Below are 23019 nucleotides of genomic sequence, written 5' to 3'. Positions count from 1 at the left end.
CTTCACCCCGCCGGGCACCGATGGTGCAGGCAACCCGACGCCGGCCAGCTACACGGTCAGCTACAACGAGAACACCGCAGCAGGCGTCGAGCTGGGCCAGGTCCAGGCCGGTGACGTGGATGGCGACAACGTGACCTTCGCGATCAGCGCGGGTAACGACAACGGCTGGTACGCGATCGATCCGGCCACGGGTGTGATCACGCTGACGCCGGCCGGTGCCGCCTCGCTGGCAAACGACTACGAGAGCACGGGCAACAGCCACCAGATCACGGTGGTGGCCAGCGACGGCAATGGCGGCACGACCACCATCACCGTCACGCTCAACGAGCTGGACGTGGATGACAGTTCGCCGCTCATCATTGACGCTCAGGCGGCGGTGTATGAGGAGGGACTGCCGGGTGGCTTCCCGGACGGAAACAACAGTCCGACCACCGCGACCGGTCAGGTCGACATCAACGACCCCGATACCGTAGGCGGTCCGCTGACGGTTACTTTGGCTGGCCCGGTTGGCCTGACCTCTGGTGGCGAGGTGGTGACTTGGAGTGGTACCGGTTCCGTGGGCGATCCGTTGATCGGCACGGCAGGTGGCGAGGAGGTTATCAATGCGACCATCGACAACGAGGGCAACTACACGGTCACCTTGCTGAAACCGCTTGATCACTCGGGCAGCGAGGACCAGGCCCTGGATATCGACCTGACGGTAACCGCTGACGATGGCGTCAATCCTCCAGCTACTGGCACCCTGACGGTGACGGTGCACGACGATGCACCTGTTGCCAACCCGGGTTCGGTGGACGTGGTGCTGCCTGAGCAGGACACCAACGTCATGTTGATCCTGGATATCTCAAGCAGCATGACCGCTAGCAGGGTTGCCGGCATGAAGGCGGCAGTAACCGAACTGCTCGATACCTATGCAGGGCTCGGAAATGTCGCGGTACAGATCGTGGTGTTCGGCACCGCTGCAGGCACCCAGGCCTGGGGGACTTCATGGGGTGACATCGACGCGGCGAAGGCATATGTCAATGGCATCAACGCAAACAGCCCTGGAACCAACTATGACGCTGCCCTGCTCAAAGCGATGGACGCATTCGATGATCCAGGCAAGATCGCTGGAGGCAAGAATGTCTCCTACTTCCTGACGGATGGTGAGCCAAATCAGAACAGCAACTGGGGCATTCCTGGTTCAGCTGGAAACGGCATCAATGATGCGGAAGAGGCCGCATGGAAAGACTTCCTGGAAGCCAACCAGATCCTCTCCCAGGTATTTGGCATGGAGGTTCCGACGGGTCAGCAGGCCAATGCACGCGGCAACATGGACCGCATCGCCTATGACGGTATCAACAACGAAGACACCGATTCCGTCTTTGTGAATGATATCGACGACCTGCCGCCCATCCTGCGCGACTCAGCCATTGATGCTTCCAAGGGTGCAGTGGTGGATATGGACGGCACTCTGGGCGGGAACTCTGGTCTTGGTGCCGATGGCGGCGGATTGCTCGACATCACCGTCAACGGCCGGACCTACCATGACGACGGAAGCGTGACGGGTGGTGCTGCCAACGGCTTGTTCGATGCGGCGACCAACACCTGGAACATCCTCACCGAAGGTCCAAATGGCTCCGTCAATACCGGAGGCCGGCTGATCGTCAACATGGAGACGGGGGAGTACAGCTACACCCCGCCGATCATCGATTCGGGCACTCGGGTCGAGGACATCGGCTTCACACTGATCGACAACGATGGCGACACGGCGTCGTCGACGTTGACCATCACGGTCCATCCGGTGGGCACCGTCCTTCCGAATAGTGCAGATGGCGGAACGTCATTCGCCTTCCATGGTGACGAAAGCATCACGGGAGTGACGGGCGAACAAGCGCATGCCTTGCCGGCGTTGAGCGATCTGGTCGTGTCGTACGGGAGTGGAAGCCTGGATGCATCGCTGCCTGGCGGCGACATGCAGACCTTCTCCGGTCCGCTTACGCCGGTCGCGATGCCATTGCCCCTGGTGCATCCGCTGGATGAGCTGTACCAGCATCATCAAGCGATGGTGTGACGCATCTGGAGCCGGGTTGGCCAGCGGCCCATCCGGCTCCATCGGAATTGATGGCGCGGTACGCGCCCCGCAAGGGCTGGACGTTCCCGCTTTCCTGAAGAATCGAGGTCAAGAAATGAACAAGAAACTCCTGACAAGCATGCTGGCGGTTGCACTGTTGGCTCCGTTTGCGAGCCATGCCCAAAGTCGCAGCAGCGCGGCGGATATCAATCCGAACGGGCTGGATTACAGTGACGTGACGATGGAAGTCCCCGACTACGACGAACCATTCCAGCGCGACGGACGGCGCGTTCCAACTGCTCAGATCCTGAGCGTGAAGCCGGGGATCAACGAAGGGCAGGTACGCGAGCTGCTGGGTGCGCCGCTGTCCACCGAGAGCGGTGAGCGGGGGTCTGAATGGAACTACAACCTCAAGCTAGACGTGGCTGATGAAGATTTCATCGTTTGCCAATACAAGGTGGTGTTCGAAGCCGACGGAACAACCGTGCGGGAGACCTCCTGGCGGCGTTACCAGTGCAGACTGGCGATGGCGGCATTGGCCCCGCAGACGAAGCCAGCGACGCCTGAACGGATCGATCTGTCGGGCGATTTCCTGTTCGACTTCGATAAGGACCTGCTCAGTGTCGAGGGCACGCAGGTTCTCGACGGCGTAGCCGCCAAGCTGCTTGGAAACAACAGCAAGGCCGACATCGTTGGCCATACCGACCGGCTTGGTAGCGCTGCCTACAACCAGCGATTGTCCGAGCAGCGTGCGCAAGCGGTGGCTGCGTACCTGGTGGATCGTGGCATCGCCGTCGACAGAATTACCGCGTCTGGACGTGGTTTGGCTGAGCAGGTCAAACAGTGCGAAGGGGAGCGTTCCACCCCCGAGCTGCGCGCCTGCCTCAAGCCCAACCGCCGCGTCGCCATCACCATTGCACCGGTCGATTGACCGAGATTGGAACGGGGATGGAAGCACGCAGATCCTTCCTTGTTGCGGGCCGCCACAGCGGCCCGCTCTTTTTGTGTTGGATGTCGAATCCGACGGCTGTTGATGGCGGCGCCCGAATCGGGAAGTTGCCGGGCGGACGTCGGCGTTCGGTGTGTTCATCAGCCAATCCTCGACTGTAAAAACAAGTATCTGAAATGAAGAATCTCTTTATGGATCGCCATGCGTTGGCTCGATGGGTGGCAGTCCTGCTTGTCGTCCTGACCAACGCCGCACCGGCAGCGGAGCTGACGCGTTCTGTCACGCCGGGGCAGCAGGACTTGGCGGGCCCATCGCTACCGATGGTGCTGGAGCTTGGCCAGGCAGTGGAAATGGCCGTGAGCTGGCATCCGAGCATACGCAATGCCGCGGGCTACCTGATGGAGTCGGACGAAGCGATCCGGGTGGCGCGCGCCGGCTACTACCCGCAACTGCGTGCAGGGCTGGGCTCGGACTGGCGCAACCGCGCTCTGTCGGGATACGACAGTCGCAGCGTTCATCAGCTGACCGTCTCCGCCTCCCAGATGCTCTACGACTTCGGCAAGGTCTCCAGCGATGTTGATCGTGCACGAGCCGACCGCGAGGGTTCACAGGCGAGAGTCCTGATGGCGATCGATCAGCTTGTGCAGGAAACCGCGCACGCGTGGATCGAAGTCAGTCGTTACGAGGCGCTGTTGGAACTCGCCAAAGCACAGCGTTCGGGTGTGGGGTCGATCGCTGATCTGGCACGCGAGCGTCGCGCGAAGGGAGCCAGTCCGTTGTCTGATGAACTGCAGGCTCAAGCACGTGAAGAAGCTGCATCCGCCAATCTTCTGGACGTCACCGCTCAGTTGGAACGTTGGCGTCTGCAACTGCGGCAGCTCACCGGTGCGCCACGATTGCCCGTAACGGAAGGCCTGGCGGACACGCAACTCGCAGGTGCCTGCGACACCGTTGGGGGCGATGCCGGGCCGCAGTCAGTGCCGGCGGTACTGATCGCTCAGGCGCAACTTCGCGCGGCGCAGGCGGATGTGGAAAATGCTCGCGCACAGAGCCGGCCGACCTTGTCCGTGGATGGCGCTGCAAGCCGCGGCCTGAATGCTGACTCACGCATCAACAGGCCCTACGACGCGTCGATCTCGCTGAACGTGACGGCACCTCTTTACCAAGGTGGCGGTAACGCCGCGCGGCGACGGGCATCTGGCCATTCGCTGTCAGCGGCAGAGGCGGCACTGGAGCATGTTCGGTTGCAGGCCAGTCAGGAACTGACAGACGCGCGGTCACGCGCGAAGGGTTATGCAGGCCGCAGAAGCGTGTTGGACGAGCGTACCGGCAGCATCGAACATACGCGGGACCTGTACCGGCAACAGTACCTTGATCTGGGAACACGTTCCTTGTTGGACCTGCTCAATGCTGAGCAGGAGTTCCATGGTGCGAAGGTGGAAAGCGTGAACAACATGCTCGATCTGCAGCGCATGCAGGTGGATTGCCTGGCTGCAGGTGGAGGTCTGCGTCGTGCTTTCCGTCTGGATGGCCACACGCTGGCTGGCGTGGAGCTGACCCCATGAGCGTTTCCGCAGGAGCCGGGGCAAACGTCCCGCAAGACATGAACGGCTGGGTCGATGCGATCCTGTGCGTGGCGAATCACTACCGCATCGATTGCTCGTCTGAAGCGATTCGTATTGCCGCGGCATGGGATGGCAAGGTCGGTGAGCGGCGGCCGGTGGAGCAGCGCGTGCCGCAGCTGGCACGCCAGGTTGGACTGGCGTTGCGCTGGGTGGCGCCGGAACCCAGCCGCCTGACCCCATGGCGCCTGCCTTTGATGGTGCAGTTGAACGACGGACAGGTCGGTGTTGTGACGGCCATGACGGCGACGGGGTTCACCCTGGAGCTTGGTGGCGATAACGGCCTGCTCACCACATTGGATGCTGCGACGCTGGGCTCGGCGGTGGTCCGCATGGCAGTGGCACGCCCGATGCGCTCGGTGCCGGACAGTCGCGTCGATGAGTACATCAAGCCGTTCGAACCGGGCTGGTTGCGCCAACTGGTATTGGCCGACATGCGGCCATACTGGCACATTCTTCTGGCATCGCTGGTCACCAATGTTCTCGGTATCGCCAGCATCCTGTTCTCGATGCAGGTGTACGACCGGGTTGTACCGGCCCAGTCGATGCCAACGCTGTACGTGCTGTTCGGCGGAGTGCTGCTTTCAATGGTGTTCGCTTACGTGTTGCGGCAGGCACGTACGCGGATCACCGATGTATTGGGAAAGCGTGCTGATCTGCGTGTGTCGGACAAGGTGTTTGGCCACGCACTTCGCGTGCGTAACGCTGCCCGGCCAAAATCGACGGGTACGTTCATATCCCAGCTGCGCGAGTTGGAGTCCGTGCGTGACATGCTGACCTCCACGACCATCGCTGCCGTGGCCGACGTACCATTCTTCCTGCTTTTCTGCGTGATGTTCTGGTACATCGCCGGTAGCCTGGTGTGGATTCCGGTGTTGGCAGCGGTGTTCATGGTGTTGCCGGGAATCCTGTTGCAGAAGCGCCTGCGCGCACTGGCACAGGAGGGCATGCGCGAGTCGTCGCTGCGCAATGCGATGTTGGTCGAGGCGGTGCAGGGGATAGAAGACATAAAGCTGCTGCAGGCAGAGTCCAGATTCCAGACGCATTGGAACCATTACAACGAGATCAATGCCGATACCGGCATGAAGCTGCGCGACCTGACAAGCACACTGAGCAACTGGTCCCAGATCGTCCAGACCGGTGTGTTCACCGTCGTGGTGTTCGTGGGGGCACCCATGGTGATGGAGGGCGACATCACTACCGGCGTGCTTGTGGCTGCCTCGATGCTATCAAGCCGCATGTTGGGCCCGCTTGCCAGCCTGACCCAGATCCTCAGCCGCTGGCAGCAGGCGCGCATTGCGAAGGAAGCATTGGATAACCTGCTGCGGATGCCGGTGGACACCCCGGACCACGGCAAACGCATCCATCGCGCGTCGCTGGCTGGCAGCTACGTGTTCACCAATGCGCTATTCAGCCATGACGGCCAGCAGCCGGCACTGAAGATTGGGGGGCTGAGAGTCCGGCCCGGCGAACGGATCGCGATCCTTGGTCGCAATGGTGCTGGCAAATCGACGTTGCTGCGGGCGTTGTCCGGAATGATGGAGCCCCAGTCCGGTCATGTACTGCTGGACGATACGCCGCTCTCACATATCGATCCTGCGGATGTCCGAAGGGATGTTGGTTTCCTCTCACAGGAGTCCCGTCTGTTCCATGGAACCTTGCGCGAGAACCTGATGATGGGGGCGCCAACAGCGACCGATGAGGAACTGATGATGGCGCTGCGCGCAGGCGGCGCGTGGTCGTACGTCCGCGCCCTGGCCGATGGCCTGGACCACATGGTGCTGGAAGGAGGCCTGGGCCTGTCCGGTGGCCAACGCCAGAGCCTGATGCTGGCACGGTTGCTGGTGCGAAATCCGAACGTGCTACTGCTGGATGAGCCCAGCGCGTCGCTGGATGAGGCGGCCGAACAAGGGGTCATCCAGACACTGGCAGGAATGCCTGAGGCCACGACGATGGTCATTGCCACGCATCGCATGGCGATGCTGCAACTGGTGGAACGCGTGTTGGTGGTCGACAACGGCCAGGTGCTGCTGGATGGGCCTCGCGATGAGGTCATCGAGAAGCTGCGCGGCAAAGCTGTGGGAACCACCAGGGCCTCGCGAGCCAAACCCGCGTACAAGCTCTCGGTGGGGAACGTCAGGATGAGGACCCGGGATGAACAGGTTGCCCAGGGTAGCGAAGGCGCGGATGGCAGCGACGCACCGGAGGAGGGGAAGGCATGAGCGCATGGAAGGCCGATAACCTGTCAGGTAGCGACGAGGTCCGCGCTACGGGTTCCTCCAGGGTAGTGCTATGGATCAGCGGGTTTCTGTTGCTGTTCCTGGCCTGGGCGTGGTGGTTTGAGATCGATGAAGTCTCAAGCGGTACGGGCAAGGTCATCCCGATTTCGCGTGAGCAGATGATTCAATCACTGGAAGGCGGCATCCTGGCTGAGTTGAACGTGGCCGAGGGCGACATCGTCGAGAAAGACCAGGTGCTGGCGCAACTGGATCCTACTCGCGGCGAATCCAGTGTCGAGGAAACAGCGGCGAAGTATCGCGCTGCATTGGCGAGTTCGGTCCGTCTGCAGGCGGAAGTGGAGGGTGCGACGGTCTTGCACTTCCCTGAAGAGCTGGCCTCCGCGCACTCGGAGCTGATTGCCAGCGAAGGCGCATTGTTCAGGTCAAGGCGTGCCAGCCTGGCCGAGTCGCTTGGGGGGCTGCAACGTTCGCTGGACTTGGTGAGCCGCGAACTGCACATCACCGAGTCGCTGCTGGCAACGGGTGCAGCCAGCAGTGTGGAGTTGCTGCGCCTGCAGCGACAGAGTTCAGAGCTGCGTTTGAAGATTGCCGAGGTGCGCTCGGAGTACATGGTGCGCAGCCGCGAGGAACTGGCGAAGGCGAATGCTGAGGTTGAGTCGTTGTCCTCGGTGGTCCGCGGACGCGCTGATTCGTTGACGCGACTGACGCTGCGTTCCCCGGTACGCGGCGTGGTGAAGGATGTCGAGGTAACTACCATTGGTGGCGTGGTGCCGCCAAATGGACAGGCGATGGTGATCGTGCCGTTGGGTGATCAATTGTTGGTTGAAACCAAGGTCTCGCCGCGCGACATTGCTTTCATTCATCCCGGGCAGGAGGCCTTGGTGAAGATCACCGCCTACGACTATGCCATCTACGGTGGGCTCTCCGGCAAGGTTGTCACCATTTCGCCAGATACCATCCGCGATGAGGTCAAACCCGAGGTCGTCTACTACCGTGTGTTCATCCGGACTGATAGCGATGCGCTGCGAAACAAAGCAGGGAAAGAGTTTCCGATCGTGCCGGGCATGATAGCCACGGCAGATATTCGCACCGGTAGCAAAACCATATGGCAGTACCTTGTCAAACCGTTGAATCGTGCTGGCGAGGCGCTGCGTGAGCGTTGATCGCGCAACCATCGTGGCATGGCAACCATGCCTGGGAACGGCACGGTGGGAATATGAGTGGGGAACCCGGCATGTCCATGTCTCTATCTGGGGGCCTCGACGGCAGCGAACTGTTGAAGCCAACCGCGTGCAGATAGTTGTATCAACTGATCGGGCAACCTTGAATGCCTTCTGAAAAGCTGCGCCGTTTGGCTGAACTCATCGACGGTTTCGAGAAGGACGTACCGCTGTTGTCTTCCTGCCAGCGGCATGACCGGCTCACCACCATACTGCGATTCACCATGCGAGTCGGGGTAGTTGGTGATACCCGTGTTGATTACGAGATTGATCGCCTTCTGCTACGGGCATGCAATGCAGCGTTGTCGCCAACGAACTCAGACACTATCGTCGTGTAGGTGGCCAGGATCGACAGGATGCTGCAACGCTTGTGTTGCCCGCGGAGTAAGGTGCTGGCAGACAAACTTACTCCCTTGCAGGAACGGCGGGCACCCAGACGCCGGCTGACTGTTACATTTTAGAAGTTGGAACGTGCGAGCCGACGATGAATACGATTGGGTCAAGGAGGCAGAAGGGTGGATGACAATGTCGCGACGTCCAAGACGAGTCAGCCGGCCAAGGGACTGGGCTCATGGCATCAAGTGTTGAAGTGGTTGCGGAGCGTGCCGATTGCCGACGCGGTCGATCGTAGAAATGCGGCAATGCTTCAGCTTATTTCTTTTCTGCTGGCGGCATTGCCCGCGGGAGCTTGGTGCTATCGGGCTTTCCTGGTGGATATTCCATGGAGGCCGGGTGAGATCGCCAACATGGCGCTGTCCTTGTCGGTGAGCTTCATTTCCGCAATTAGCTTTGTGCTGGTACGCAAGGGAAGATTCAAGGCGGCCTCATACGCACTGTTGTGTGTTTTCGTTGCGACGATCATTCCTGCGTACTTGATCTCGGGTTTTGGCGCACAGCGCTTTGAACAACCGGTGTTGGCAATCTGGATGGCGATTGCTGCGTTGGTTGTGGGGCGTGCGGCGCTATGGACGATGTTCTTCAGTATTGCGCTCGCATTCGCCTTGGGCATAGGTATCGACATCGGGAGGCAGGGCAGCGCGGTCGAGCTCGCTGGCGATGCGGCCTTCAGTACCGCGATGTTCCTGATGATCTCGGTGGTGCTGGATCGGACCTCAGTCGCTCTCCGCGAAAGCCTCCAGGAGGCGAAGGCGCGCGGAGATGCATTGGTTGCGTCCAATCTGCGACTGACCGAGGAGATGGCGGAGCGGGAGCGCACGTTCACTCAGCTGATTCAAGCTCAGAAAATGGAAGCGGTCGGAAGGCTTGCCAGTGGCGTTGCGCATGACTTCGGGAATGTTCTGGCAGTAGCCAGTGGCTACGTACATATCGGACTGCATTCCCGGGATGAAGCGAAGATGCAGGAATCCCTGATGGGTGCGGATCTGGCGATGAAGCGTGCAACATTGCTGAATCGTCGGCTGCTATCGTTGGTCCGGCAGGAGGAAGGGGCGGAAGAGTGGTTCGATCCCGGAGAAGCGTTGAAGGCGCTGTTGCCGATGATTCGGCAATTGATGGGCGCGCGGGTGGAGATAGAAGTCGCAGCGGATGAGGGACTGCCGGCCGTGTTGTTCGACCGACTGCAGTTCGATCTCATGATCCTGAATGTCGCTGCCAATGCGGATCATGCGATGCCTGATGGCGGGGAATTCTTCCTTCGCGCGTACATGGATGACAATCGGTTGGTGTTGGGATTGGCAGACTCTGGAGAGGGCATGGAGGGGGAGGTGCTGGCACAAGCATTCGATCCGTTCTTCACCACCAAGCCGCGCGGAGAAGGGAGTGGACTTGGTCTTTCTGTCGTTCGTGATCTTGTCGAACGGGCTGGTGGTAGCGTGAACGCAGAAAGTCGGTTGGGCATTGGGACAACGATTTTCGTCCGCTTTCCTGATTACCTGTTGGAGCCGAGTCAGGCCTGACATCGGTCCAACAGGGATTTCGAGATTCGAGCGGGCAAGGGTTCGTCACGGTGAGCAACCGTTTGCGCAACAGACGCATTCTGAATTCCCTGCGCTATGGTCGGGGTGCCACCGCCTGGAGGCCATTCGGTTGGTTCGCTCATCTGGTCTGGCGGTAGCTTTGGTGGAGGCGAAGCCTTGCCGACGGCCATCTGCGCCCCGTGATCCGCATTCAGGCGTGGAATGCCGAGTGAGCCGCATACCCCTCCCAAATAGCTGTCGGAGACCTGAGACGGTTCCGCAAGCTTGCGTAGCGGAGCATTCCAGACCGCAGCGTAGGATTCTTTGAAAAGTAGTGCGCTCACTGTCCGGAGGAACTGGGAAATTCTCCATGCCCCACTGTCTAATTGGAATTCAACTTGAACTGCTTCCGATCCCTTGCAATCGGCTCTGCATGAGTTCCAGCAACGCCCGAACCCGCGCGGTGACCGAATGACGGTGACTGTAGGCGCCAAGCAACTGCAGTGGTGCAGGATTCAGATCCAGCTGCACTTCCTGCAATCGGCCCGCGGCAAGATCTTCCTGGCATGGGTAGGCAGCAACGATTGCGAAGCCGAGGCCCTGACGCGCGGCCGCTACCGCAAGTTCCCCACTGTTGACGCGATAGCGGCTACGGACAGGGACCTTCACGATTTCGCCCGTAGTGTCGAGAAACTGCCATGGCTGGCCCTTCAGAGCGCTCAAGGTGGTAATGCAAGGCAAGGACTTGAGTTCGCGCACGTGGCGCGGCATCCCGGTCTGGGCCAGTAAAGCGGGCGCTGCAACCACAATGCTGGGCAAGGTCGCCAGTTCGCGGGTGATAAACGCGCTGTCATCCTGACGACCCCGGTGGAAGACGATGGAGAGGTCCATGTCTTCCCGCAACACTTCCACGCCGGTTGGACGCGTGTCGCATTCCAGTTCAATACCGGGATGAAGACTGCAGAACTCGGCAAGGATCGGAGCCAGCAGCCTCGGCGCTTCATTTGGCATGCACATCCTGAGAGGCCCCTTCAATTCGCGCTGTACTGCGCCGAGCTCCTCCTCCGTGGCGAGCAAAGTGTCGAGTAGCGGTTTGGCGCGCTCGTAAAGCAGCCTCCCGGCTTCGGTCATGCGCAGATGGCGGGTGCTGCGCTCCAGCAAGCGAACTCCCAGTCTTCGCTCCAACGAGGCGACGTGACGACTGACGTTGGACGATGGCAGGGCCAGCAGGCGCGCTGCGCCGGAAAAGCTCTGCTCATCTACTACGGCCACGTAGACGCGGACGGTATTCAGGTCGAGGGTGCTGCGCATGATTATCCCGTTTTGGGTATGAAAGCTGTTCATGCAGGCATGCTAGTTCGCAAAATTGGCAGGGTCTAGGATGCACTCCCGCCCGATGGATGCCCTTCAACGGCGTGTCTGGGCGAATTGAACAGGAGTGACCGGAATGGAAATTGGAATACTTGGTGGCGGAATCGCAGGCTTGAGCGTGGCGCTCGCCCTGCATAAGCAGGGACACACCCTTCGCCTATATGAGCGGCGGTCCGGGCCGGCGACGATGGGAGCTGGGGTGACACTTTGGCCAAACGCTGGCTTCGTGCTGCAGGAGTTGGGGCTGCTGGAGGATGTCGGGGCCGTGGGCGGTCGGCCGTTGTCAGTGAACCGCAAAGACCCCGCTGGTGACTCGTTGGGGGGCCTGGATATCACGCTGCTGGACCAGATCATGGGATACCCGACCCATACGATCCTGCGGCGGGATTTGCAGGCGGTACTGCTGGCGCATGTCGCGCGGGCAGGTATCCCGGTGGAGTTTGGGTATCGAGCGGCAGCGATTGAGTTGGATGCCAGCGGGAGGGCCGTGGCGTGGTTCGAGAACGGGAAGAGTATCCGTCCAGATCTGCTGATCGGCGCCGATGGCCGTATGGACTCGGTGGCGCGCAGGTTCGTTGCAGGCGACAACGCGCCAATCTATCAGGGGTTCGTGAACTGGATTGGCGTTGCACGAGGGAATGATGCGCTGGTGAGCGAGATCGGGATCCAGGATTACTGGGGGTCTGGCGATCGATTCGGTTGCGTCGCGATCCGGAAAAATCTGGTGTACTGGGCGGCCGCGCAGGCGCGGTCATTGCCTCAGGCGACACCCGCGACGGATATGCGCAAAGAGGTCATGGATATTTTTGCAGGATGGCCCGAGCCTGTCGCCCGCCTCATCGAGGCCACGCCGGCGCACTCCATCCAACTGATTGCCGTGCACGACCTGGAGCCGCTGCAGACATGGAGCCGAGCAAATGTACTGCTTGTCGGAGACGCGGCGCACGCGCCGCTGCCAACCTCGGGCCAGGGCGCCTGTCAGGCATTGGAAGATGCCTGGCATCTGGCGCGGTGCCTGGAAGGGAGCGGTGGTCCCCTTGATGAAGCATTGCTGCGATTCGCTGCGGTACGAGGACCCAAGACAAAAAAATTGGCAGAGCAGGGCCGGATGTTCGCGCACGGCCTTTTCGCACAAGACCCCGAGGCCTGCCGCGTTCGCAATGAACGCGCCAAGGCATCGGATGCAGTGCGTGATGCGCAGGCAATGGCGGCAGGATGGTCGCAGGGTTTGCCGATGGGGAGCTGCGCTGGCAGCGTGCCGGTGAACGGCGTCGATAGTCTGTATCGCCTGTGAGGGTGCCAACCGCAGGAAACTGCTGCAGAGTTCAAGCGTGGTGTGGATGAGCAGGCAAGCCATCCGGGTGTGAGCTGCGCCCATAGTGTGGGACTATTGGTTTCCAGCGTCACGGGAAGCAATTTTTTACGTTTCCTGATGAAAGCCGCTGCGAGATCACCGCACCGACTGTGGCACCCGTCGCAGCTTGCTGATGTCATAGCCCATGGCCTTGATGCGCTCCACCGCGTTCTGATAGTCCGCTTCCGAAACCTGCGGGGTGCGCGCCATGTACCAGACGTAGTCGCGTTTGCTGCGGGCGACGATGGTCTGGCTGTAGCCCTCGTCCACCCAGGCGATGATGTATTCGGCCTGGATCGGCCAGATGAACTGCATGCCCCAGACTGCGCCCTTGCCTTCGGCTTCGACCTTGCCGATGGGGTGCATTGATTTCAGCGGCGCCTGGAAACTGCCTTTGCGGTAGGTGAAGGTGATCTGGATACGACCGTCGGGCCGCGGTGCATAACTTTCAACCGCATCGAAGGCTTCGCGTTCCGGTCGCGACGGAATATGCGCGATCACATACCAGTCGCCCATGAAGCGCGGCACATCGACCGATGCGGGGCGCGGGATCGGGCGCGTGTCGAGGTTGCTGCAGCCAGCGCCGAACAAGGCGATGGACAGCATCGACAGCAGCGGGAGGGTTCGCATGCGCGTGTCCTTCTTCAGCGGGGCCGGAACAGGTAGTGCGCCACCAGCCATTGCTGGCCGTCGTCGTAACCGAACAGCTCGGCGCAGGCCATCCAGAACATGCGCCAGCGCTGCCACCAGATACGTGCCGCGGCATCACTGCCGTAGGTCTGCGCCAGCAGCGGCATGAGCTGCTCGCGGGCGGCATCCTGGCGCTGCAGCCAATGGTTGGCGGTGCGTTGATAGTGGCGGCCATCCAGCAGCCAGCGCTGCTGCAGCTGCATGTCACGCTGGAAATGCAGCAGGGTATCGGCAGCCGGCATCAGCCCGCCGGTGAAAAAATGACGCCCCATCCAGTTGTCCTCGCCCATCGTGTCGAACGGATACATATGCGTGCGATGGGCAAAGATATGCACGAACAAGGCGCCATCCGGCTTCAGCCAGCGCGAAATGCGACCGAGCAGGCGCTCGTAGTTGCGTATGTGTTCGAACATCTCCACCGATACACAACGGTCGAAGGTGGCGCTCGGCAGCTGCAGCTGATTGACGTCGATGGTCAGTACCTCGACGTTGGCGAAGCCGCGCGCCTTGCACTGGGCCAGGATGTGCTGGCGCTGGCTATGCGAGTTGGAGACTGCAGTGATGTGTGCGCCAGGATAGCGTTCGGCCATCCACAAGGTCAGCGAGCCCCAGCCGCAACCCAGTTCAAGGATGTGCTGGCCGTTGGCGAGCCCGGCGCGTTGCCCGTACAGCTCCAGCATGGCGTCCTCGGCTTGATCCAAGGTCTCAGTGCCGGTGTCGTAGTAGCAGCTGCTGTACTTCAAACGATGGCCAAGGCAGGCCTGGAAGAAAGCAGCAGGTATTTCGTAGTGCTGGCGGTTGGCAGCATCCACATGCAGGGCGAGTGGACTGCTGGACAACTCGGCGATGCGCCGGCTGAACCGCTCCGATTGCGCTTGCAGGCCTTCCTCCGATTCCTCCTCCAGTCGCTGTGCGCACAGACGGCGGATACCCCAGCGCAGTGCAGCATCCGGTAGCCAACCGCGCTCTGCCCAGCCGGTCAGGCCGGGATCGGCATGGATGGCGGAATCCAGTTGCGTGGCTGCATTCATGGCGATTGCTCCTTGGCAGTGCGAGGAAACCAGGGGAAGAACATCGGGGTGTTGCGCTGGTATGCGCGGTAATCCTCACCGCGGCTGCGTAACGCCTGCTTCTCGGTGAACGGCACGCCGCTCAGGTAGCGCAGGAACAGGTACATCAGCACCGGGCCGGCCCATGCCAGCCACCACAGTGGCGAGCCAATGGCCAGCAGCACGTAGCTGAACCAGTGCAGCCATTCGAAGAAATAGTTCGGATGCCGCGAGTAGCGCCACAGACCCTGCCTGCACGTGCGGCCCTTGTTGGCTGGCACGGTACGGAAGCGCGCAAGCTGACGGTCGGCAACGGACTCGCCGAGCACGCTCAACAACCAGACCAAGCCGGCTGCGATCACCCAACCATAGCCACCGGCGCGCGGATTGCTCGCCACGGCTACAAACGGCAGGGCGAACAGAACTATCAGCAATGCCTGCGCAATGAAGAAGCCGAAGATCTTGCCTTGATGGCCTTGCCAATGCTCGCGCAGATACGTGTAGCGACCATCTTCGGACTCGTGTCGCACGCGCTGCCATAGATGCAGGGCGAGACGGCTTCCCCACAATCCACCGAGCACGGCCAAGCTGATGCGCGACAACACTGCACCATCGCCCAGCCATGCGAGCAATAAAGCGGCAGCCGCCAGTCCTTTGGCCCAGAGCACATCGACGATGCCGATGTTGCGATGGCGGCGCTGCCAGGCCCAGCCCCAGAGCATGATCACCACGGCGTACAACAGCACCCAGCCCAGATTGCTCATGTGGAAGCACCTGTTGGTTGACCTTGTGCAGGACTGCGGCTCCAGCGGCGCGCGCTCGTGACCAGCAGCGTCAGCGCCACGCTCCAGCCAATGCCAAGCAGCAGCAAACCCTGCCAAGCGGGGGCGGGAAAATGCACGACGTCAAAGCCGCGTGCAGCGGATAGATAGGCCAGCGGTGCCAGCAGCAGCCCGAACGTTGCTGGCAGCGCCCAATGCCGTTGCAGGAAGGCCATCGACGAGGTCAGCGTCATTGCAAACGCGGCCCATAGCGCCATGATCCACGGCGGCGGTGCCCAGCCGAACGGCGCAGCGGCGTAGCCGACACGACCGCTTGCCGCTGCAAGCCCATCGACCAGCCAGGCGCAGACCAGCGCGAGCAGCAGCAAGCGCAACTCGACCCGTGGCTGCGCGGCGCTGTAAAGCTGGCTGGCGATGTAGAGCGCTGAAGCAAGCAGCGCCGGCCACTGCCAGCCGCGTCCGGCACCGGCCACGGCACACAGCCAGACCAGTTGGTTGCCCAGCAGGTTGAGCAGGGTCCGGCGCATGTCAGCTGATCTGCCCGGCGTTGGCTGCCGGTTGATATCCGGGGCGGGCCAGCAACAGGTGCGATACGCCGATCGAACGTTCCAGGAAGCCGCCCTCGCAGTACGCAAGATAGAACTCCCAGAGCCGGCAGAAGCGCGCGTCGAAGCCTTGTGCGTGTACTGCAGGCAACTGCGCCATGAAGCGCTGGCGCCAGGCGCGCAGGGTCAAGGCGTAGGAGTAGCCGAAGTCGTGCTGGGCCACCAGCTGCAGATCGCTGGCCCGCGTCTTCGCCGTCATGATGGCGCTGATCGAAGGGATGAAGCTGCCGGGGAATACGAAGCGCTTGATGTAGTCCACGCTGCGCCGTGCCTGCTCGTAGCGATGGTCTTCAATGGTGATCGCCTGCAGAAGCGCAATGCCATCGGGCTTGAGCAGGCGCTGCAGCGTGGCCATGTAGGTGTCCAGATATTCGGCTCCGATGGCCTCGATCATCTCGATTGAAACCAGCTTGTCGTACTGGCCATCAAGATCACGGTAGTCCTGCATCAGCAGGGTTATCCGGTCCTGCAGCCCGGCCTCGCGCGCGCGTTGCGCGGCCAGTGCGTGCTGCTCCGCAGAGATCGTGGTGGTGGTGACATGGCAGCCGTAGTGCTTCGCCGCGTGCAGGGCGAAGCCGCCCCAGCCGGTGCCGATCTCGATCACGCGATCTCCTGCTTGCAACTGCAATTGCTGACAGATGCGGTCGAGCTTGCGCTGCGAGGCTTGCTCCAACGAGGTGTTCTGGTCGGCAAACAGAGCCGACGAATACATCAGGTCCGGCGACAGGAACAGCGCGAAGAAATCGTTGCCCAGGTCATAGTGCGCAGCGATGTTGCGGCGGCTGCCTTCGCGGCTATTGCGGCGCAGCCGGTTCCAGCCGCGCAGCAGCCAGCCGCCGATACGTGCTGGACCGCGTTCCATGCCATCGAGCAGGTCGCGGTTGCGCACCAGGATGCGCACCAGCGTGACCAGGTCATCGCAACGCCAGTCGCCGTTGATATAGCTCTCGCCAGCGCCAACGCTGCCTTGTGCGGCCACCTTGCGGTAGAACGCTGGATCATCGATGGTCACCGTTGCCTGCAGTTGTGCTGCAGCATCGCCGAGCACCACCTCGCCGAGCACGTCGTGCACACGCAGACAGCCCTCACGCAATGGTGCGAGTTCGGCCAGCAGCCGGCGGCGCAGCAGTGCATCCAGCACACTGGGCTGTGGCAGGGCCACCGAGGAAGTCATCTGGTTCATCGCGTTTTCTCGGGGAGGGAAGGATGGTCATGGACCGGGTTGCGCTTGAGCCACAGCCGCAGTGCCTGCCAGTGGATGGCGGCGACCACCTGCAGCGTCATCAGCGGGTAGCAGGCCAGCACCCGCGCCAAGCCGGCGCCATTGAGCGGGTGGCGCTGCATGGACTGGGTGGCGTCGAACTGGCGCAGGCCTTCGCGCCAGACCTGCATATGCACCTGCAGGTCGTCGCCGGGCGCGCTGAGGCGCCAGTCGTAGCGGCAATCCATCGCCATGAACGGCGAAACATGGAAGCACTTGTCGAACTGCCAGCGCAGTGCGCGGCCTTTGCTGAGCGCGGTGGCCGCGGGCAGTACATAGGCGTGGCGTTCTTTCCACGGCGTGTTGGTGATCTCCGCCACGATGCAGTCCAGGGTGATGCCATCGGCCTGGTAGCAGTAGTAGAAGCTGACCGGATTGAACACGTGGCCGGCAACGCGCAGATGCGTGAGCAGGCGCACCGGTCCGGCCGGCCGATGGCCAAGCACGGTGGCTGCATGGGCCCGCACCGCATCTGCCAATGGCAGCGTGGGATCGCCGAAGTAGTCACTGCGGCGGAACTCAGCCAGGTTGCGACGGTTCACCGACCACAGCCAGCGCCCGGCAAAGATCTGCTCCAGTTCGTCCAGGTCCAGCAGCAGCTGGGCGATTGGGTAACGGAAAGCATGCGGGTGCGGCAGGTGCCGACGATGCACCACTTGGCCGATGTAGATGGCGCTTGCAGTCATGTTGCCAGCTCCGCCTGTGGGCGCGGGGAAGCTTTCGGTCTGCGCTCAACCATCGCATCAACCACGCGGCGTGCACTGCGGATACCGTCCTCATGGAAGCCCCAGCCCCAATAGGCACCCACAAACCAGGTACGGCGGCGGCCCTGCACTTCGGCCCAGCGCTGTTGCGCGGCGATGGCAGCGTGGTTGTGTACCGGGTGTGCGTACTGCATGCGGCGCAGCACCTTGGCCGGATCGATCTGCGCGCTGTTGTTGAGTGTCACCACCAGTGGCGTGTGACTTGGCAGGCCCTGCAGCAGGTTCATGCAGTAGCTGACCGTGCATGGCGCGCCAGAACCCCGCGGCACGTGCGCATTCCATGCTGCCCACGCCTTGCGGTTGCGTGGCAGCAGTGATGCATCGGTATGCAGTACCACTTCATTGCGCTGGTAGCCGATGGCGTCCAGCACATCGTGTTCGAGTGGGCTGGCATCGCAGAGCAGCTTCAGCGTCTGGTCGCTGTGACAGGCCATGATCACTTCATCGAAGCTCTCAACACCCGTAGTGCTGTGAACCCGTACTTCCCAAGGTGTGCGTTCGACCTTCAGTACAGGGCACGCAAGCCGCTCTCGTACCTGCCAGCGCGCCCGTAGGGCGTCGACGTAGCGGGCAGAGCCGCCCTTCACAACCCGCCACGGCGCGCGTCCCGTCATCTGCAGCATCTGGTGGTTGGCCATGAACTGGACCAGGTAGCGCGCCGGGAAGTCCAGCACCGTGGCGGTCGGCGAGGACCACAGCGCCGATGCCATCGGCAGCAGGTGTTCCTCGACGAAGGCTTCGCCGTAATGCCGGCTGCGCAGGTACTCGCCCAGCGTGGGACCGGCGCCGCCATCCAGCAGCGCCGGTGCCTCACGGTAGAAGCGGCGCAGGTCGCGCAACATGCCCCAGAAGCGTGGCGACAGCAGGTTGCGCCGCTGGCAGAACAGGCCATCGAGCGATGTCGCGTTGTATTCCACGCCGCTGCGCTCGCTGCGCATCGAAAAACTCATCGTGGTCGGTTGCGATTCCACCCCAAGCTCATCGAACAGTGCGCTCAGCAGCGGGTAGTGCTGCGGGTTGAAGACGATGAAGCCGGTATCCACCGCCATCCGCACCCCGTCGACCTGCAGATCATGGGTGTGGGTGTGTCCGCCAAGATAGTTGTTCGCTTCGAACAAGGTGACGTCATGCGCGCCATCCAGCCACCAGGCGCTGGCCAGCCCGGCAATTCCTGAACCAATGACGGCAATACGCATGTCAGTTCCTCGCCTTGGCCAGCACCCAGGCCGGGATCGGCTTGAGCTCCTTGACCAGGCCCAGCATCGCCATCACCCGCAGGCCATACCAGGTCAGGTCGATCTCCCACCACCGGAATCCCTGGCGCACCGTGCCGGGGAAGAAATGGTGGTTGTTGTGCCAGCCCTCACCGAACGTGAGCAGCGCCAGCCAGAAGTTGTTGCGGCTGTCATCACGGGTGTCGAAGCGGCGGCGGCCAAAACGATGGGCCAAGGAATTGATGGTGACGGTGGCGTGGAACAACACCACGGTGGAGATGAAGAATCCCCAGACCAGCAATTGCATGCCGGAGGTCTGCAGGGCCGGTGCCCAGCGTTCAAGCGCCGCGCCCAATGCATAAAGGGAGGCAGCGAGCAGCAGCGGTACCACGGTGTCGAAGCGGTCCAGCCAGCGTAGTTCCGGAAAACGGGCAAGATCCGGAACGCGCTGCAGGTCGGTGGCGAAGGCTTCGCGGGTCAGGAACCAACCGACGTGGCTGCGCCAGAACCCTTTCTGCTGCGGAGAATGTGGGTCCAGCGGCTGGTCGGCGTGCCGGTGGTGGTGCCGGTGGTGCGCCGCCCACCACAGTGGCCCGCGTTGCACGCTGGACGCACCGACAAGGGCGAACAGGAACTGCACCGCGCGCGATGTCTGGAAGGTGCGGTGGGAAAAGTAGCGGTGATAGAACGCGGTGATCGCGAACATCCGCACGGCATACAGGGCCACCGCGATGCCAATCGCCGTCCACGACACACCCACCCAGATCACCCCCAGGCAGCCGATGTGCAGCAGCGCGAAGGGCAGGGCGCGCATCCAATCGATGCTATCGCCTGGTTGCGCTTCGCCGGCGACATCAGCGCTACCGGCGGTGTCGAACCAGCGCTGGAGCGTACGCAGCAGGGCCACACGTCGGCGGGGAAGAGGCGCTGCGGATGCCATGGCGCGTATCTCGAGAGGTTTTCTACCCTTCTCTACGGCGCGCGGCGCTGATTGGATGCAGCGTAATGAAGATTCCATCAGGATCCGCCCCGCGTGGCGGCACAGCGCGACACCAGCGCCTGCTGCAGCTCGGCCTGCCAATGCGCCGGCGGACGCTCCACTGCCTTCTGTGCGAAGCGCACCGTCACCACCGGGTAGTCACCGCGGGCATCGCGCAGGTTGCTGGTACCGTGGAACTCCAGCAGGCGCCGATCGGCATCGGCGTAGACCAGCGCCAAACGCGGCGCGACCACCCCGTACCAGGCATCCAGCTGCACCTGGATCGACTGGGCATCCAGCCCTTGCCAGCGGATGCTGCCGACACGCTGCACCTGCACCGGGTAGTAGCGCTGGCGGCTGGAGACCAGGAACTGCAGGTTGAGCCGCTCGCCCTGCATCAACTGCTGCCAGTGCGCGCGCACGGCGGCGTCGAACCCGGCATCGATCACCGCATCGGCCGGAAGCGGAAGCCGCTGCGCCCGCGTTTTCGCCGTCGCGTCCTCTTTCCAGTTCAGTTGTACAACGCCTCCCGTCGCAGCAACGCTGGCGGCCTGGCCACTACGGCGATCCTCCCAGCGATAGCTGGGGGCCTGGGCGGAACCGTTGACCTGCATGTGCTTGCGCGCGAAGGGCAGGCCGTCGGGGCACAGGTATTGGACCCAGCGCTCGGCTGCGTCCCCGGCGCCGCGTTGCCAATGCACCTCGCGGTAGGCCACTGCCCCGTCGCGGGTCGTGGCAACGCCTTCACCGCGTAGCAGCGGCGCGGCCGACGCCATGATGGGCAGGAACAGCAACAGGCAGGCCATGCGCATGGGGGCATCCCGGAATGAGCTCTCCCTGCCTACGGGCGAGGCCAGCCGCTGGATGCAGGCACGGCGCTGCATCCAAACGCCGCCACCACGCGTAGGAAGGACACCACATTCACTGCAGCCCTGCCCACGCAGATGTACCCTGATCCCCGCAACCTCCCTTCCCCCTTAGACACCGCCCGGATCGTGTCCAGTTCACAGCAGCTGAGCAAAGAGCCAATGAACTGGGCCGGTGACATGGACGGTGTGGCGCGGCTGCGCGATCGCGACTGCTTCATGCGCATCTACGACCACTTCATGCCGCGCCTGTGCGTCTACCTGCGTGGCCTGGGTGCCCCGGAGGCGGTGGCCGAGGAACTGGCGCAGGAGTGCCTGCTGCGCTTGTGGCTGCGGGCCGCGGAATTCGATCCAGCACAGGGTGCGCTGAGTACCTGGCTGTACCGCATCGCGCGCAACCTGCATATCGATCGTGTCCGTCACGAGCGCAGCTGGACGCTGGTGCAGGCGGCGGTGGAGAACGCGGCCGCGGCCGATGTGCTTGATCGCAGCAGCGCCGAGCAGTTCGCCGATCATGCGAGGTTGCGCCAGCGCATCAACGAGTTGTCGGCGGTGCAGGCGCGGCTGGTACGGATGTCCTATTTCGAAGCAAAGAGCCACGGCGAGATCGCGCAGGCGTTGGGAATGCCCTTGGGTACGGTCAAATCACATCTGCGGCGGGCCTTCCTGCTGCTGCAGTCCAAGGTCGGGGGGGCGTCATGAATCCGCACCACCACCTGCATGAGTCCACCTTGATGAGTTACGCCGCCGGCGCGCTGCAGGCGCCGTTGAGCATTGTTGCCGGTGCCCACCTTGAACAGTGCCCGCACTGTCGCCAGCGCCTGCGTGATGCCGAAGCGTTTGGCTCGGCGTTGCTGGAACAGACCCAGCCCGTGCTCGACGATGCGCGGCGCGACACACTGCGCGCCGCCATGCTGGCCCAGCTAATGGACGTGGACCCGCCCGCGGTGCCGGCACCGGCGCGGCAGGCGCCGCCGGAGCGACCACAGGCCGACCCGGAGTATCTGCCGGCATCGCTGCATCCGTATTTCGGCGACTCGCTGGCGAGCCTGCGCTGGCGCTGGATGGCGCCGGGCGTGCATTGCATCCGTGCACGGCAGATGCCGTCGCTGATCATGTTGAAGATCGCGCCGGGCAAATGCCTGCCCATGCACAGCCATGGCCGCAGTGAACTCACCCAGGTCCTGCGTGGTTCGTACAACGACGCGCTGGGGCTGTTCGCTCCCGGCGATGTGGCGGACCTGGATGCCGAGGTGGAACACCAGCCGGTGACCGCGCCCGGTGTGCCGTGCATCTGTGTTTCGGCGCTGGATGCACCGCTGGTATTCAGTGGCTGGTTGGCACGCAAGGTGCAGCGCTTCGTCAAACTCTAGTTCGTACGGAGGGGCCAACGGTGAACGATGGCGGGCGCCTGAAGATCGTGTTGACCGGAGCCAGTGGGCTGGTTGGTCAAGGCGTCGCGTTGGCCTGCGCTGGCTCCGTGCATGTAAGGCGCACGGTCGCGCTGGTGCGACACGCTGGCGGCCTGGTGACGGCAACCGAGGAGTTGGTGCTGGAAGATTTCCTGCAGGCCCATCGTCGCCAGGCTGACCTGGTTGGCTTCGACGCCTGCTTCTATTGCGCCGGCGCCCCGCCCTTGGGCACAGCGGAAGACGTGTACCGGCGGGTCACGCTGGACACCACACTGGCAGTTGCGCAGACCTGGTTCGCAGCCAATCCACAGGGAATGTTCCTGTATGTATCGGGTGCGCACGCCAATCCAGAAAGCCACTTCATGCCCCTGCGCATCAAAGGCGAAACGGAGCGGGCACTGGTCCAACTGCCTGGACGTACGGTGATGCTGCGGCCGGGTGGCGTACGGCCGGTCGCTGGCACCGGCAGCCGGCATGCGCTGTTGAAGCCGCTGTATGTGGTTGGCGGACCAATGATGCAGCTGGCAACAGCTGTCCTGCCGTCGGTGTTTACCAGCAACCTGGTTCTGGGCCGCGCGATGATCGCGTTGGCACGCATGCGTGATCCGCCTGCCGAGGTGGAATGCTCGCAGATCAATCAGCTCGGGGATGCCGACGCAGCCTAGGCCTGCT

General features: G+C 62.5%; 20 protein-coding genes. 10 read left to right on the top strand and 10 right to left on the bottom strand.

Annotation, left to right across the window (positions count from 1 at the left end; genetic code table 11):
- The 6 genes from ACVOMF_RS08990 to ACVOMF_RS08965 all read left to right on the top strand — a co-directional run.
- Positions 1-2053: cadherin domain-containing protein (locus ACVOMF_RS08990; protein WP_481508969.1), on the top strand; the 2053-nt coding region annotated here is incomplete at its 5' end.
- Between the two features lie 115 nt (positions 2054-2168).
- Positions 2169-2984: an OmpA family protein gene (locus ACVOMF_RS08985; RefSeq protein WP_481508968.1), complete on the top strand. Its 816-nt coding sequence runs from the start codon at positions 2169-2171 to the stop codon at positions 2982-2984.
- 194 nt (positions 2985-3178) lie between these two features.
- On the top strand, positions 3179-4567 hold the full coding sequence (locus ACVOMF_RS08980) for a TolC family outer membrane protein (protein ID WP_481508967.1): 1389 nt from the start codon (positions 3179-3181) through the stop codon (positions 4565-4567).
- Complete coding sequence (locus ACVOMF_RS08975; protein ID WP_481508966.1) at positions 4564-6846, top strand: type I secretion system permease/ATPase; 2283 nt, start codon at positions 4564-4566, stop codon at positions 6844-6846. The genes ACVOMF_RS08980 and ACVOMF_RS08975 overlap by 4 nt, the downstream gene beginning before the upstream one ends.
- Positions 6843-8027 (top strand): beta-barrel domain-containing protein, encoded by a 1185-nt coding sequence (locus tag ACVOMF_RS08970; protein ID WP_481508965.1) that lies wholly within the window; start codon positions 6843-6845, stop codon positions 8025-8027. Before ACVOMF_RS08975 ends, ACVOMF_RS08970 begins: the two co-directional genes overlap by 4 nt.
- A 572-nt stretch (positions 8028-8599) precedes the next feature.
- Entirely contained in the window at positions 8600-10000 is a 1401-nt protein-coding gene (locus ACVOMF_RS08965) for a sensor histidine kinase (protein ID WP_481508964.1), read from the top strand.
- A 393-nt stretch (positions 10001-10393) separates the two neighbouring features.
- Here ACVOMF_RS08965 and ACVOMF_RS08960 read toward each other — a convergent pair whose 3' ends face one another.
- Positions 10394-11344: a LysR family transcriptional regulator gene (locus tag ACVOMF_RS08960; RefSeq protein WP_481508963.1), complete on the bottom strand. Its 951-nt coding sequence runs from the start codon at positions 11342-11344 to the stop codon at positions 10394-10396.
- A 103-nt stretch (positions 11345-11447) separates the two neighbouring features.
- Here ACVOMF_RS08960 and ACVOMF_RS08955 point away from each other — a divergent pair, with 103 nt between their 5' ends.
- Complete coding sequence (locus ACVOMF_RS08955) at positions 11448-12665, top strand: FAD-dependent monooxygenase (RefSeq protein ID WP_481508962.1); 1218 nt, start codon at positions 11448-11450, stop codon at positions 12663-12665.
- Between the two features lie 156 nt (positions 12666-12821).
- On the opposite strand, the gene ACVOMF_RS08950 is transcribed toward ACVOMF_RS08955, so the two are convergent.
- The 9 genes from ACVOMF_RS08950 to ACVOMF_RS08910 all read right to left on the bottom strand — a co-directional run bounded on the left by ACVOMF_RS08950 (position 12822) and on the right by ACVOMF_RS08910 (position 20881).
- Positions 12822-13331 carry a lipocalin family protein gene (locus ACVOMF_RS08950; RefSeq protein ID WP_481508971.1) on the bottom strand — a complete coding sequence of 170 codons (510 nt, stop codon included), beginning with the start codon at positions 13329-13331 and terminating at the stop codon, positions 12822-12824.
- Positions 13332-13369: 38 nt separating this feature from the next.
- On the bottom strand, positions 13370-14446 hold the full coding sequence (locus ACVOMF_RS08945; RefSeq protein WP_481508961.1) for an SAM-dependent methyltransferase: 1077 nt from the start codon (positions 14444-14446) through the stop codon (positions 13370-13372).
- A complete protein-coding gene (locus tag ACVOMF_RS08940; protein ID WP_481508960.1) occupies positions 14443-15228 on the bottom strand; it encodes a DUF1295 domain-containing protein in 786 nt (261 codons plus the stop codon). Before ACVOMF_RS08940 ends, ACVOMF_RS08945 begins: the two co-directional genes overlap by 4 nt.
- Positions 15225-15773 (bottom strand): DUF2878 domain-containing protein, encoded by a 549-nt coding sequence (locus ACVOMF_RS08935; protein WP_481508959.1) that lies wholly within the window; start codon positions 15771-15773, stop codon positions 15225-15227. The genes ACVOMF_RS08940 and ACVOMF_RS08935 overlap by 4 nt, the downstream gene beginning before the upstream one ends.
- A 1-nt stretch (position 15774) precedes the next feature.
- Complete coding sequence (locus ACVOMF_RS08930) at positions 15775-17034, bottom strand: class I SAM-dependent methyltransferase (protein WP_481508958.1); 1260 nt, start codon at positions 17032-17034, stop codon at positions 15775-15777.
- Entirely contained in the window at positions 17031-17798 is a 768-nt protein-coding gene (locus ACVOMF_RS08925) for a DUF1365 domain-containing protein (protein WP_481508957.1), read from the bottom strand. The genes ACVOMF_RS08930 and ACVOMF_RS08925 overlap by 4 nt, the downstream gene beginning before the upstream one ends.
- Complete coding sequence (locus ACVOMF_RS08920; RefSeq protein WP_481508956.1) at positions 17795-19072, bottom strand: NAD(P)/FAD-dependent oxidoreductase; 1278 nt, start codon at positions 19070-19072, stop codon at positions 17795-17797. The genes ACVOMF_RS08925 and ACVOMF_RS08920 overlap by 4 nt, the downstream gene beginning before the upstream one ends.
- Before the next feature lies 1 nt (position 19073).
- Entirely contained in the window at positions 19074-20030 is a 957-nt protein-coding gene (locus ACVOMF_RS08915) for an acyl-CoA desaturase (RefSeq protein ID WP_481508955.1), read from the bottom strand.
- A 77-nt stretch (positions 20031-20107) separates the two neighbouring features.
- Positions 20108-20881 carry a hypothetical protein gene (locus tag ACVOMF_RS08910; protein ID WP_481508954.1) on the bottom strand — a complete coding sequence of 258 codons (774 nt, stop codon included), beginning with the start codon at positions 20879-20881 and terminating at the stop codon, positions 20108-20110.
- 132 nt (positions 20882-21013) lie between these two features.
- Between ACVOMF_RS08910 and ACVOMF_RS08905 the strand changes: the two genes are divergently transcribed.
- From ACVOMF_RS08905 to ACVOMF_RS08895, 3 genes are read left to right on the top strand one after another with little or no spacing between them, the layout of a single operon-like run.
- Positions 21014-21637 carry a sigma-70 family RNA polymerase sigma factor gene (locus ACVOMF_RS08905; protein WP_282266405.1) on the top strand — a complete coding sequence of 208 codons (624 nt, stop codon included), beginning with the start codon at positions 21014-21016 and terminating at the stop codon, positions 21635-21637.
- A complete protein-coding gene (locus tag ACVOMF_RS08900) occupies positions 21634-22308 on the top strand; it encodes a ChrR family anti-sigma-E factor (RefSeq protein ID WP_481508953.1) in 675 nt (224 codons plus the stop codon). Before ACVOMF_RS08905 ends, ACVOMF_RS08900 begins: the two co-directional genes overlap by 4 nt.
- A 20-nt stretch (positions 22309-22328) precedes the next feature.
- Positions 22329-23012: a Rossmann-fold NAD(P)-binding domain-containing protein gene (locus ACVOMF_RS08895; RefSeq protein WP_481508952.1), complete on the top strand. Its 684-nt coding sequence runs from the start codon at positions 22329-22331 to the stop codon at positions 23010-23012.
- Positions 23013-23019 lie beyond the last annotated feature (7 nt).

Source organism: Stenotrophomonas sp. STEN022 (assembly GCF_056760155.1).
The sequence above is the reverse complement of the archived record's forward strand: the minus strand, read 5'-3'. Positions and strand labels throughout refer to the sequence as shown.